General features: G+C 67.8%; 13 protein-coding genes. 9 read left to right on the top strand and 4 right to left on the bottom strand.

Annotation, left to right across the window (positions count from 1 at the left end):
- Positions 1–40: 40 nt before the first annotated feature.
- On the top strand, positions 41–664 hold the full coding sequence (locus B7P44_RS31520) for a glutathione S-transferase family protein (RefSeq protein ID WP_084909727.1): 624 nt from the start codon (positions 41–43) through the stop codon (positions 662–664).
- Positions 665–722: 58 nt separating this feature from the next.
- On the opposite strand, the gene B7P44_RS31515 is transcribed toward B7P44_RS31520, so the two are convergent.
- Both B7P44_RS31515 and B7P44_RS31510 read right to left on the bottom strand, forming a co-directional pair.
- Positions 723–2,123 carry a serine hydrolase domain-containing protein gene (locus B7P44_RS31515; protein ID WP_084909726.1) on the bottom strand — a complete coding sequence of 467 codons (1,401 nt, stop codon included), beginning with the start codon at positions 2,121–2,123 and terminating at the stop codon, positions 723–725.
- Positions 2,124–2,384: 261 nt separating this feature from the next.
- Positions 2,385–3,545, bottom strand: a complete 1,161-nt coding sequence (locus B7P44_RS31510) for an NHL repeat-containing protein (protein ID WP_193834346.1) — start codon at positions 3,543–3,545, stop codon at positions 2,385–2,387.
- Positions 3,546–3,828: 283 nt separating this feature from the next.
- Between B7P44_RS31510 and B7P44_RS31505 the strand changes: the two genes are divergently transcribed.
- The 6 genes from B7P44_RS31505 (at position 3,829) to B7P44_RS36890 (ending at position 8,192) form a co-directional block, all read left to right on the top strand.
- Positions 3,829–4,248, top strand: a complete 420-nt coding sequence (locus B7P44_RS31505; protein ID WP_084909725.1) for an HIT family protein — start codon at positions 3,829–3,831, stop codon at positions 4,246–4,248.
- A 217-nt stretch (positions 4,249–4,465) separates the two neighbouring features.
- On the top strand, positions 4,466–4,630 hold the full coding sequence (locus tag B7P44_RS37280; protein ID WP_167389832.1) for a hypothetical protein: 165 nt from the start codon (positions 4,466–4,468) through the stop codon (positions 4,628–4,630).
- Positions 4,631–4,741: 111 nt separating this feature from the next.
- Complete coding sequence (locus B7P44_RS31500; RefSeq protein ID WP_084909724.1) at positions 4,742–5,401, top strand: methyltransferase family protein; 660 nt, start codon at positions 4,742–4,744, stop codon at positions 5,399–5,401.
- A gap of 363 nt (positions 5,402–5,764) precedes the next feature.
- Complete coding sequence (locus tag B7P44_RS31495) at positions 5,765–6,199, top strand: hypothetical protein (protein ID WP_084909723.1); 435 nt, start codon at positions 5,765–5,767, stop codon at positions 6,197–6,199.
- A 460-nt stretch (positions 6,200–6,659) separates the two neighbouring features.
- Entirely contained in the window at positions 6,660–7,496 is an 837-nt protein-coding gene (locus tag B7P44_RS31490; RefSeq protein WP_084909722.1) for a bifunctional allantoicase/(S)-ureidoglycine aminohydrolase, read from the top strand.
- 9 nt (positions 7,497–7,505) lie between these two features.
- Complete coding sequence (locus B7P44_RS36890) at positions 7,506–8,192, top strand: hypothetical protein (RefSeq protein ID WP_133118071.1); 687 nt, start codon at positions 7,506–7,508, stop codon at positions 8,190–8,192.
- 229 nt (positions 8,193–8,421) lie between these two features.
- Here B7P44_RS36890 and B7P44_RS37670 read toward each other — a convergent pair whose 3' ends face one another.
- Positions 8,422–8,925 (bottom strand): alpha/beta fold hydrolase, encoded by a 504-nt coding sequence (locus B7P44_RS37670; RefSeq protein WP_231716758.1) that lies wholly within the window; start codon positions 8,923–8,925, stop codon positions 8,422–8,424.
- Positions 8,922–9,383, bottom strand: coding sequence for an alpha/beta hydrolase (locus tag B7P44_RS37665; RefSeq protein WP_231716757.1), 462 nt, complete (start codon positions 9,381–9,383; stop codon positions 8,922–8,924). The genes B7P44_RS37670 and B7P44_RS37665 overlap by 4 nt, the downstream gene beginning before the upstream one ends.
- Positions 9,384–9,629: 246 nt before the next feature.
- Here B7P44_RS37665 and B7P44_RS31475 point away from each other — a divergent pair, with 246 nt between their 5' ends.
- On the top strand, positions 9,630–10,673 hold the full coding sequence (locus B7P44_RS31475; protein WP_084909720.1) for an AraC family transcriptional regulator: 1,044 nt from the start codon (positions 9,630–9,632) through the stop codon (positions 10,671–10,673).
- A gap of 135 nt (positions 10,674–10,808) precedes the next feature.
- Positions 10,809–12,902, top strand: a complete 2,094-nt coding sequence (locus B7P44_RS31470) for a penicillin-binding protein 1A (protein ID WP_084909719.1) — start codon at positions 10,809–10,811, stop codon at positions 12,900–12,902.
- Positions 12,903–12,906 lie beyond the last annotated feature (4 nt).

The raw sequence follows: 12,906 nt of genomic DNA, 5'->3' as shown, positions 1-12,906 counted from the left end.
GAATCGCCGTACCCGACCTCACCAGGAACAAGGAGCCTGCATGCTGCACATCCTCGGCAAGATCCCGTCCATCAACGTGCGCAAGGTGTTGTGGCTGTGCGCCGAACTGAACCTGCCGTTCGAACGCGAAGACTGGGGCGCCGGCTTCCGTTCGACCAACGATCCGGCCTACCTCGCGCTGAATCCGCACGGCCTCGTGCCGGTCATCAAGGATGACGATTTCGTGCTCTGGGAATCGAACACGATCATCCGCTACCTCGCGAACCGCTACGGCGGCGAGTCGCTCTATCCGGCCGAACCGCAGGCTCGCGCGCGGATCGACCAGTGGCTCGACTGGCAGGCGTCGGACCTGAACCGTTCGTGGGTTTTCGCGTTTCAGGGCCTCGTGAGAAAGTCGCCCGATCACCAGGATCCGGACGCCATCGCGCAGTCGATCGCGAACTGGACGAAGCACATGCGCGTGCTGAACGCGCAACTCGACGCGACTGGCGCATTCGTGGCCGGCGACCGCTTCACGCTCGCCGACATCGCGATCGGGCTGTCGGTGAACCGCTGGTTCGGCACGCCGTTCGAGCATCCGGATTTCCCGGCGCTCACGCGCTATGTCGAGCGCCTCGCCGCGCGTCCGGGCTTCGAGGCCTATGGCGGCAGCAAGAATCCCTGACCGGGGCTAGCGGCGCGAACCGCGGCCGGCGCACCCCGGCGCGCGGCCCCGGCCGCCTTCACTCGCCGCGCGCCGGCACCGCGTCGAGCACGCGCGCGAGGAATGCTTCGTGATTCCACGCGGATTCCGGCCGCGACAAACCGAGCCGCACGACCACCAGCTGCCGGCTCGGCACCACGCTCACGAACTGGCCTTCGTGCCCGACCGCATGGAACGCGTCCGCCGGCAGCGCCGGCGCATGCGGATCGGGGTCGTTGAACGGTTCGGGCACCTTCACCCACAGATGCGCGCCGAATTCCTGGCGCGGCGCTTGCGGCGTCGCGCGCGTCATGTAGCGCACCCAGCCTTCCGGCAGCAGGCGCCTGCCGTCCCACACGCCGTCCTGAAGCAGCAACTGCCCGAACTGCGCCCAGTCGCGCGCGCTCGCGTACATGAACGACGCGCTCGCGAGCGTACCGGACGCATCCGGCTCGAAGAACGCATCGCGCATGCCGAGCGGCGCGAACAGCGCGCGGTGGGGGAACGCGAGATAGTCGGCTTCCGTGCCGCCCATCGCTTCGCGCATCACGCGCGCGAGAATCGCGCTCGTGCCGCTCGAATAATGCCAGCGCGTGCCCGGCGGCACCGCGAGCGGCTTGGCCGACGCGAAACGCGCGGTGTCGGGCTGCGTGAACAGCATCACGGCGACGTCGGACAGCGGGTCGTCGTAGTCTTCGTTGAATCGCAGGCCGCTCGTCATCCGCAGCAGTTCGTCGAGCGTGATGCGCGCGCGTGGATCGCCGGCGTCGCGCCATTCGGGAAGCAGCGCCGATGCGTCCGGCGACAGCTTGTGCTGCGCGACGAGCATGCCGATCAGCGCGGCGGTCACGCTCTTGCTCATCGACCAGCCGGGCAGCGGCATGTCCGCCGAAAAGCCCGGCGCGTAGCGTTCGGCGATCACCTGCCCGCGATGCAGCACGACCACCGCGCGCGTGCGCCGCGGCCGCGCGGGATCGGGCTCGTCGAACGCGCGGTCGAGCGCCGCCTGCAGCTTGCGCGCGTCCACGCCGTCGTCCGGCACGGGCGTTGCCGCAGGCGCGGCGGGCGGCGCGGCCGGGTCGGGCAGCGCAGCGGGCAGCGCGTCGGTCGACGGCCCGAGCGCGAGCGTGCAGCCGAGCCCCGGCCGGAATACCGCTTCGCGCTCGGCGAAGCCGGCGAAGGTGGCGCGCGCCAGGTGACGGGCGGGGTCGACGGACGGACGGACCAGCTTGAGCAGTGGATGCACACCCGCCATGATGTCCACGTCGATCACCGACGCCGCCTGGCGTCCCGAGACGAACACGCCCGAGCACAGCGCCTTGGCCGCATAGCCGGTCGCGATCGGCGCGAGCCGGGACAGCATGTAGCCGGCGTAGCCGAGCGCGGCGATCAGCGCGAGCGCGGCGGCGCGTCGAAGCAGCGGCGTGAAGGGTGTCGTCATGCGCGAGCGTCCTGGGTTGTCTGCCGGGCGGGCAACGAATCGGCAGTGTCGCAGGTTCGGGCGCGTAGTGGCAATCGCGGGCGTGTCGCGGCGCGGCGCATGATACCGCCGTCCCCCCGGGCAAGGCCCGGGGGCGAGCGGACTCCCCCCGGCCGGAACACAAGGAACAGGCCGACGCGCGGCGCGCCCCCGGCTGCGCATCGCCTGTGATCGAACGGGCCGCGGCCGATTCCGGCGTGGGCGGCTCGCCCGCTTACCGCGTTATTGCTGATTGTTGCCGTTCAGACGCAGCGTCCAGACGGTCGCGGTATTCGTGTTGTCGTTGACGGCGGCGAACTGCGGCTGGCGCTGGCTGCCGAGCCCGAACGCGAGCCCGAACGCCGCTCCCGGGACGATATCGACCTGCATCTGCGCGACGAATTGCCCGTCCACCGTGAACTCGACGATCTCGCTCGGCTGTTGCGGATCGGGGTTCACCGCGTCGCCGTTGGCGGTCACGAGATGGCCGTTCGGCGCGAGCGCCAGCGCGAGCGGACCATGCAGGTGTTTCTTGTCGAAGTAGATCAGCCGTCCGGTGCCGCCGCCATTCGTCGACGCTGCGTTCTGGATTGCGAACACGGCGTTGTCGCCGGTGGACGCGACATACAGGATGTCATTGTCGGCGTCGTACGCGAGGCCGGTCGGGCCGACGACCAGCGCGCTGGGATCGGTCCGGAACGTGTAACCCGACGCGATGATGCGCGAGCTCTTCAGCATCGTGACGCCGCCGTTGTTGTCGAACATGAGATCGATCCGCGCAACCGTTCCGTTCAGCACGTTCGACACGAACGCGGTCACGCGCTGGCCACGGTCGATCACGGTCATGTCCCATGGTCCGTCGAGCAGCGTGGCATCGACCAGTGGCTTGACGAGATTGCCTTGCGGATTGATGACGAGCAGCGAGCCCGGCGGGACGACGTGCTGGCCGTCCGACGTCGGCACGTTGCCGACCAGCACGAAGCCGTTGCGCAGCGCCGCGAGTGCGGTCGTGAGACCCAGGTTCTGGCCCTGGAAGAAGACCGTCGGCGAGTTGTCGGGCGACAGCTTCACGATCGTCGTGCCGGTGCCTTGCAGGTTCGCGCTGTTGTTGAAGTTCGACACGATGACGTCGCCCGGTTTCAGCGTGCTCCATGCCGGCACGTCGGGCGGGACGAAGGCGATGCCGTACGGGTTGAGGTCGCCGTTCGCCGGCGCTGCTGGCACCGTCGACGCGATGACGGACGACGGCGGCAGGATCGTTCCGCCGTCAGCCCATGCGAAGGTCGACGATAGCGCGACCAGGCCGGCGCCGCAGACCACTCGGCGTAGCGTGCGGGCCATCGCGCGCGACGTGCGGGCGATGGCCGGCAGGTCGGGGGAACGACAGGACGGGAGAGGGTTCATGGCATGACTCCGGTAGACGATCACGAAAGATCATCCGGGCTGCCGGGCAGCGCAGTCGACGGGTGTCCGGCGCCGGCTCGCGCGCGGGGGTGCGGCGCGAATCGGCGCTGTCGGTTAACGAATTGCCGCACACGCTTATTCCTTTCGTCTGCTGCATAGGTTGCGCATGCATCGATGCGTGCCGCGCACCGGCGCAACCTGACAGGTTGAAATCCGTCCAGCGGTCGGCCGATAATCGTCCGGACTCGATCGACATCCCGGACTCACCTCTTTGGAACCTGCCATGTCTTACGACCACAACAACCCGTTCGCAAAAATCCTTCGCGGCGACCTGCCGTGCGTCAAGGTCGCGGAGGACGACGCCACGCTCGCGATCATGGACCTGATGCCGCAGGCGGACGGTCACGTGCTCGTGATCCCGAAGGAGCACGCAGCGGAAATCTTCGACCTGTCCGCCGATGCCGCGGCTGCCGGCATCCGCATGACGCAGCGCGTCGCGACCGCCGTGCGCGATGCGCTGCAGCCGGACGGCATGTTCATCGGCCAGTTCAACGGTCGCGCCGCGGGCCAGACGGTCGCGCACGTGCACTTCCATGTGATCCCGCGCTGGGAAGGTGCTGCGCTGAAGCTGCATGCGCGTGATGTCGCTGATGCGGCGACCCTCGAATCGATCGCGCGGCGCATTCGCGAACGCTTCGTCTGACCAGGGCGGTAGCGTCCGGCTCGCCGGGTGTTTCAGCGGTCATCCCGGGTAACACGTGTAACGGCGCGCGAAACGTGTGGCAGGCGCGCCGGCGCTACACTCGGTTCATTGCTTCATCGGACGATATGGACCGCTGTTCGAGCCTTTCGTAGTGGGCGCATCGCGTCCCGCGGCGCAGCCTTGGCACGGCGTCATTCGTCCTGTACCGGAAACCCTCATGTCCAGACTTTTCCTCACGCTCGCGCTGATCGGCGGCCTGTCCGGCTGCGTCGTCGCGCCGCCGTACGGCTATGCGCCTGCGCCGGCCTACTACGGCTACGCGCCCGCCTATTACGCGCCGCCGGTCAGCATCGGTATCGGCGGTTCCTTCCGCGTTCGCTGACGCGGCGCCGGCCGCAAACAGGCGCCGGCTCGCTGGGCCGCGCACCGCGACGCGAGCGGCGGGACGCCGTCCTATACTTCTGCGGAAAGCGCTCGTCCCAGCGAGGCAGCCATGACGCTCACGCCCAAGGTCGCGGCCCTGTCGGTCGCGGCCACGCTCGTCTACCTCGGGCTCGCCGTGCTCGGCAGCGGCGGGTTCGCCGCGTTCTTCTCGCATCCCGCGCTGACGGTCGTCGCGATCGCGACGATCGTCATGACCGTCGTCGCGGCCTTCAGCAGCGGCAATCTGAGCCCCGGCGAGCGCGAGGATCGCGGCAATCGCTGGGTGCTCGCCGCGTTCGGCGCGATCGGTTTCGGCGCCGCATACCTGCCCGCGGTCACGGACCGGCTGGACGTCTGGACGCTCGATGGGGAAACGCTGCGCTGGGTCGGCGTCGCGCTGTATATCGCCGGCGGCGCGTTGCGCCTCTGGCCGGTGTTCGTGCTGGGCCGCCGCTTCAGCGGACTGGTCGCGATCCAGCCCGGCCATACGCTGGTCACGGACGGCATCTATCGCGTGATCCGCAACCCGAGCTATCTCGGCCTGCTCGTCAATTCGCTCGGCTGGGCGCTGGCGTTTCGCGCCGGCGTCGGCGTGCTGCTGACCATGCTGACGATTGCGCCGCTCATCGCGCGCATCCGTTCCGAGGAAGCGCTGCTGCGCTCGCATTTCGGTGCCGAGTACGACGCGTATTGCGCGCGAACCTGGCGGCTGATTCCCGGCGTCTACTGACCCTCTTTGCCCGTCGCGCACAACCGCGAGCCCTCGATCGGCGTCCGGCGTTGCCGCGAGTTGCGTTTGCGCGACGCGGCCGGCGCCTCGTTCCAGAGGTGCCGGAACCTCTGCGCAAGCGAGTGCCGGCGCGGGTTTCCGGACTTGCCGCGACATGTACGCCGAGTGTTTCCAAAGCGCAAACATCTTGTTACCACAATGTAGAGGGCAAGCGCCGGGGACCGATGCTATTCTTCGCCGCAAGCTCGTTGAAATGAATTCGTCCGACCCTCCGCACGCTGCATCGAACGGCCCGGTCGACACGAATCGTCATACCAGAGCGAACTCTCGATAACCAGATTGCGAACAAGGAAGAATACGGGCATGTGGAAGAAGATCGCCCCCACCCTCGTCGTCGCCGCTCTTGCCGGCGCGACTGCGCTGCCGGCAGCAGCTAGCGATTTGAACAACGCGCTTGGCGGCGCGCTCGGCGGGGTAGCCGGCGCGGCGGTCGGCGGCGCGGTCGGTGGCAGCACCGGCTCGGTGATCGGCGGCGCGATCGGCGGTGGCGCCGGCGGCGCGATCACGTCGAACCGTCGCGAGCGCACCGGCGCGATCATCGGCGGCGCGCTCGGCGGCGGCGCAGGCACCGCGGCGGGCAACGCGATGGGCGGCCGCTCGGGCGGCCTCCTCGGCGCGGCCGTCGGCGGCGGCGCAGGCGCGGCACTGGGCGGCAACGTGTCGCGCAGCAACTCCTATGACGACGATCGCGGCTATCGCCGTCACAAGCATAAGCATCATCGTCGCGACTGGGACTGATCGTCCCCGCGTGTGACACGCCGGCGTGAGCGGTGCGCGACTGGCGCGCCGCAGTACGCGGCGGTCACGCTCAAGACCCGGCCGGGCGGCACGCGCCGCCCGCGTCCGCCGGGCACTGCAGGTTTCCTCGCCACACCCGCTTCCCTGAATTTCTCCCGATCCGCACGCCGCGTGCGTGTGCCTTCCTGATTCCACGCATATTTTTCGTACGCCGCTGCGCGCCGCGCGGGCAGTGCGAAAACGAATGGCATCCATCCCAACATTTAATTGGTGAATCGCGGACGACTCCGATATCGTCAACCGTGCCCGCCGCCGTTGCGTCACCGCAAGGCCGTGCGGGCCGGCGAGCGCCGCCGCGTCGCGAACCTGGCCGACCGACCGGAAGCCGAACCGCTTTCACGTTTCCCCGGCAACGGCGTCACGCCGCCGGGGAACGGACCAACCCATTGCCTGGATGCTTATGTCTAAGACAACGTATTACGCGCCGCACGGCGGCCACCCGCCGCAGACCGACCTGCTGACCGATCGCGCGATGTTCACCGAGGCGTACGCGGTGATTCCGAAGGGCGTGATGCGCGACATCGTGACGAGCTGGCTGCCGTTCTGGACGAACACGCGCCTGTGGGTGATCGCGCGTCCGCTGTCGGGCTTCGCCGAGACCTTCTCGCAGTACATCGTCGAAGTGAACCCGGGCGGCGGCAGCGACAAGCCCGAGCAGGACAAGGAAGCCGAAGCCGTGCTGTTCGTCGTCGAGGGTGAAGTCGAACTGACGCTGCAGGGCTCGAAGCACGTGCTGAAGCCGGGCGGCTACGCGTTCATTCCGCCGGGCGCGAACTGGACGCTGCACAACGTCAGCGATGCCGCCGCGCGCTTCCACTGGATCCGCAAGCGCTACCAGGCCGTCGACGGCATTGCGCTGCCGGAAGCGTTCGTGACAAACGAGCAGGACGTCGAGCCGATTCCGATGCCGGGCACCGACGGCGCCTGGGTGACGACGCGTTTCGTCGACATGAGCGACATGCGTCACGACATGCACGTGAACATCGTGACGTTCCAGCCGGGCGGCGTGATTCCGTTCGCGGAGACGCACGTGATGGAGCACGGGCTGTACGTGCTCGAAGGCAAGGCCGTCTATCGCCTGAACCAGGACTGGGTCGAGGTCGAAGCGGGCGACTTCATGTGGCTGCGCGCGTTCTGCCCGCAGGCGTGCTACTCGGGCGGCCCCGGCCGCTTCCGCTACCTGCTGTACAAGGACGTGAACCGTCACATGAACCTGACGCTGAACGCGGCGCGCTGAGCGAAACGCGTGATCGTTGAAAAAGCCTGCCGGCGAAAGTCGGCAGGCTTTTTGTTTTCGTTCGTCGAAATGTGCTTTACGGTATTTATTCCGAACTATTCAGCGAGAGATCGCGTGATGGCCGGTTTGCTATCCTGTTATGCCGCCGACATTTCGAACGATCTGCAAGCTCGATCGCACGCACAGGAAAACAGTTCATTGAAGACAGCTCGTCACACGATCAGAGGATTTTCAGCCTGCTGGATTGCCCTTGTTCTCTTCCTCGGTAATGGGAGCATGGCGTCCGCTTCGCCAAAGCCGAAGGCCTTGCCGGCTCCGGTGGAGTCAAAGTGGATCCAGGCCGTCAAGCAACACCGGACGAAAGATGGTGCGACCGTCTCCGACGTGCTGGCGTATGCGGAGAAGATGAGGCCGGAGAAGTTCAAGGTCGGCCGATTCGATATTGGCTACAACGGCGCGACGGGGGCCGCCCAATCGGTGACCATCACCTATTGGATCGGAACGCTACGCTCATCAGACGATGCTTTCGTGGATCTCGGCTACGCTATGTCGCCTGACGGACGCGTCATGCCCGTACCGTCCGCAGAGCATCTTGCGGTGGCCTTGGAGGGCGGACGCAAGGCATTTCTGCGCGCCGTGGATAAAACTTATCTGGAGGTATGCCAGGCGGATCCGGATCACGAACCGTCGTGCTGACATCACCGGAATCATCAGATGAAGTTTGATCTGCCATCAAGCCGTTCGCCAAAGCCGATCTTGAGCAGTTGACCCGGCACAAGGTTGAAGTGGCCGTCGACGGTATTCAAACGAATACTTTTGCGTTGATCCACGTACCCAAGGGTTGGAGCGACGGCCCATTCACATCGAAGACCGGCTACTTTGTGTTCGCATTGGTCGGGCCGATGGAAGTGCAGAAGCTGTGAGCTCAGTCGGCAACCGATGACTGCGCCGTCACCTCGCGATAGAACGCATCGATCGCATCCACCATTTGACCGAGCCCCGGCTGCTCGAGCGGATAGTGCCCCGCGTTGTCGAGCATGACGACTTTCACCGGCACCTTCCGGATCCGCTCGAGGAACGGCTCGCTGAGATGCAGCGGCGTCCATCGGTCGGCCGCGGGCTGGGTCAGCAGGACCGGGCAGACGTCGAAATCCTCCGGCTCCGTCACAGGCCGATACGACACATAGGAACTGAGAAAGGCCATCGTCATCGCGTTGCCCGCGGAGCGCCGGTCGGACAGCCAGACCTTCAGCGCGGCGTCGTTGTTGACCAGCGCGGACATCTTGCTCGCCAGCGTCATCGGTACGCGCAGCGTCTTCAGCGGCGTCTTCGCGGCGAAGTTCGTCATCGGGCCGCCGACGCGGCTCATGAACAGATTGCGCGCGGTCTCGTCGCGCACCTGTTGAGTGCGCTGATCGAGAAACGTCATGCCATCCCCTTCACCTTCCGGTTCATCGCCGCAACGTGGTACGTGAGCATGCCGCCCGCGCTCAGTCCGTAGAGCACGATGGGACGGCCGTCGCGGGCTCGCTCCGCGTCGACGAGATCGCTGCCGGCGCGCACCCAGTCGTCGTAACGGATCAGCGCGCCCTTGGCGACCTCGGTCATCCCGTATTCCGGCATGTCGACCGCGATCGTCTCGTAGCCGCGCCGCGCGAGCTGCTCGCCGAGGATCATCGACATCTGCCGCCCGTTGGTGCCCACGCCGTGGAACAGGATGACCTTCACCAACGCCCGCGGATTGCGGTACGTGTCGAGATGGAGGCGATTGCCGTGCCAGCTCCACCATTCCTCTCGGGGCAGCTGGTCGTCCTTCCACTGGAAGTCGGGCGGGAGGAACTTCTGCATGTCGCGCCAGACGGTCTGGCTTGCGTAGGTCTTGGGCATGGTGGCGGTGTCCGGTGGGTTGAACGGGGCGGCGTCGTCGGCGTGCGCGGGTGCGCCCAGGCCGCTCGACAGGCCGAGGACGAGCAGCAGGGCCCGGGCTCGACGGATAACTGGGGCGACGTTCATGGCGACGTTGCGGTGCGGGTTGCGATGCCGCCAATCTTGATCCGGCGGCCCCGGTGCGGTCCATGCCGGGACAGGCCAATCGCTTTAGAATCTAGGCCAACCCCCGTGGCGAGGCGCCCCATGAACGTCTGGAACTTTGCACGCAGTCCGGCTTCCGTCCTGCTCATGATCGAGTATGGACGCGGCAGGCAGATCGCGCCGTCGGCGTTGCTCGAGGGCTCGCAACTCACGCTGAAGCAACTCGCCGACCCCGACTTCACGGTGCTGGCCGCGCAGGAGCTGACGGTCGCGTCGAACCTGTTGCGGTTGACCCGGCACGAATCCGGCCTCGGCCTGAAGGTCGGCCTGTCCTACCACCTGTCGGCCTACGGGCTGCTCGGGTACGGCCTGCTCAGCAGCGCGACGGGCATGGCGGCCGTTGCGCTCGCGCGCCGCTATCCGGCGCTGACCTATACCTTCGTCGGAATCGCGCATCGCCGCGCGGGGCGTGATGACGTGATCACGTTCGAGCCTTCGCCGGAGCTGTCCGGGCCATTGCAGCGCTTCTTCGTCGAGCGGGCGATGGGTGCGACCTGCCGGGTGCTGCGCGACGTGATCGGTAGCGCGTTCGAACTCGCCGCGTTCGACCTCGCTTACGGCGACGAGCCGGGCGGACGGAGCCACGTGCTCGGCGCCAAGGTCCGGTCGGGTCAGCCCGCCAACACGCTCACGTTCGAGCATGCCCATCTCGAACGGCCGCTGCCGCAGGCGAATGCCGTCACGGCGGCGATGTGCGAGCGCATGTGCGCCGAGCTGCTCGCGCGCAGGCGCACCCGCCTCGACATGGCGTCGTTCCTGAACGAATACCTGGCCACCCGCACATTCGACAGCCCTCCGAAGCTGAAGGACATCGCGACGCTGCTCAACACCAGCGAGCGCACGCTCAAGCGCCGGCTTCAGGAGCAAGGCGCATGCTTCCGGGACATCTCGAACGCCGTGCGCAAGGCCCGCGCGCAGGTACTGATCGCCGAGGGGCGCCTGCCCATCAAGGAGATCGCGCAGGCGCTGGGGTTCTGCGACGTGTCGTCGTTTTCGCAAGCCTACAAGCGGTGGACCGGCGAGGCGCCGAGCGTTGCGCGACAACAGGCGAATCGCTCGCCGCGCGCGACTCCGACCGATCCCTAAATAAAATTTAGCCAGCCCAACATTGGCTAAAGAATGTTCCGGTTTCGGGGCATCCCTTCGACAATGCGCGCCTTTCGCGACGAGCGGCGACAGGCCGCGCGCCGCTGATTCACGGCATCGAAGAAGGAGCCCGACATGACCGACACCCCCGCTTCCCCACCTCCCGCACCGTCGCGCCGCCGCGTCTGGCGTACGCTCGCCGGCGTGCTGCTGGGGCTGACGGTCGCGTGCGCCGGCATCGGCGCGTGGACGATCCATCGCATCTGGACGCAGTTGCCGTCCGTCGAGCATCTGGCCATCTATCGTCCGGCGCTGCCGCTGCGGGTCTTTGCGCGCGACGGCGAACTGCTCGCCGAATACGGCGTCGAACGCCGCGAGTTCGTGCCGCTCGAACGCATGCCGCCGCTGATGCGCGACGCGCTGCTCGCGGCCGAGGACGCGCAGTTTTACCGCCATGGCGCGGTCGACCTCGGCGGGCTCGCGCGCGCGACGTTCGCGAACCTCGTCACCGGGCAGCCGGGCCAGGGCGGCAGCACGATCACGATGCAGGTCGCGCGCAACTTCTACCTGACGCGCGACAAGGTGCTGAGCCGCAAGCTCGCCGAGATCCTGATGGCGTACAAGCTCGAGCGCGAATACAGCAAGGACAAGCTGCTCGAGCTGTACATGAACGAGATCTACCTCGGCGAGCGCGCATACGGCTTCGCGGCCGCCGCGTCGGTGTATTTCGGCAAGCCGCTCGCTGCGCTGAGCGCGGGCGAGGCGGCGGTGCTGGCCGGATTGCCGAAGGCGCCGTCCGCGTTCAACCCGGTCGTCAATCCCGCGCGCGCGACTGCGCGCCGCAACTACGTGCTCGGCCGCATGCATGCGCTCGGCCGGCTCGACGACGCGACGTATCGCGCGGCCGTCGACGCGCCGATCGCGCTGTCGACCACGCCGCCGCCCGGCATTCTCGCCGCGCCGTATGTGGCCGAACGCGCGCGGCGCATGATGGTCGAGCGCTTCCACGACGATGCGTACACGCTCGGCCTCGACGTGACGACGACGATCTCGATGCGCGACCAGCACGCGGCCGAAGCGGCGCTCGCGCGCGGGCTGCGGCGCCAGCCGGCGGCGCGCGATGCGAAGCCTGCGCTCGAAGGCGCGCTGGTGTCGCTCGACGCGGCGACCGGCGACATGCTCGCGCTCGTCGGCGGCGCGGATTTTGCCCGCAACGGGTTCGATCACGCGCTGCAGGCGTATCGCCAGCCGGGGTCCAGCTTCAAGCCGTTCGTCTATTCGGCGGCGCTGGAGAAAGGCTATTTCCCGGGCGTGCTCGTCGACGATGCGCAGCGCACGCTGACCCGCGCGGAAACCGGCGCGCAGTCGTGGCGGCCGCGCAATTTCGGCAACCGCTACGAAGGCTTCATCCCGGTGCGGCGCGGCCTCGTGCGCTCGAAGAACCTCGTCGCGGTGAGCCTGATGCAGGCGGCCGATCCGCAATACGTGCAGCAGCATGCGATGCGCTTCGGGTTCGACGCGCAGCGCAATCCCGCGTCGCTGCCGCTCGCGCTCGGTTCGGGCGCGGTCACGCCGCTCGAGCTGGCGAGTGCGTATGCGGTGTTCGCGAACGGCGGGATGCGGCTGGAGCCGCGCCTGGTCGCGTCGGTGAAGCAGCGGCACGGCGGCGTGCTGTACGAAGCGCCGCCCGCGGCCGGCGCGCGCGTGATCTCCGCGCGCAACGCGTTCATGATGGACAGCATGCTGCGCGACGTCGTGAGCGCGGGCACCGGACGCGGCGCGCTCGCGTTGCGCCGCGACGACGCGGCGGGCAAGACGGGCACGTCGAACAGCTCGAAGGACGTGTGGTTCGCCGGCTATTCGTCGGGCGTCGTCGCGGTCGCGTGGCTCGGCTACGACACGCCGCGCGGCGTGGGGCGCGCGACCGGCGCGACGCTCGCGCTGCCGGTGTGGCTCGACTACATGAAGACGGCGGTCGACGGACGCGCGCCGGTCGTTGCCGCGCAACCGCACGACGTCGCGATCGTCGACGGTGATTTCGTCTACGCGGAATACACGCAGGGCACGTGCACGGCCGACGTGCCGCCGTTCGTGCGCAGCGACTTCGCGTGCGCGGCCGCGCCTGCGCCGGTTGGCGCGTCCGAGGCGGCGGCGGGCGTTGCGATGCCCGCCGCGGTCGACGCGGCCGAGCGCGAGCGCGTGCTCGACCTGTTCCGCACCGACGACTGAGGCG

Source organism: Burkholderia ubonensis subsp. mesacidophila, from assembly GCF_002097715.1.
GTDB lineage: Bacteria > Pseudomonadota > Gammaproteobacteria > Burkholderiales > Burkholderiaceae > Burkholderia > Burkholderia mesacidophila.
Note: the sequence above shows the minus strand (reverse complement) of the source record. Positions and strands in the feature narration are given on the sequence as shown.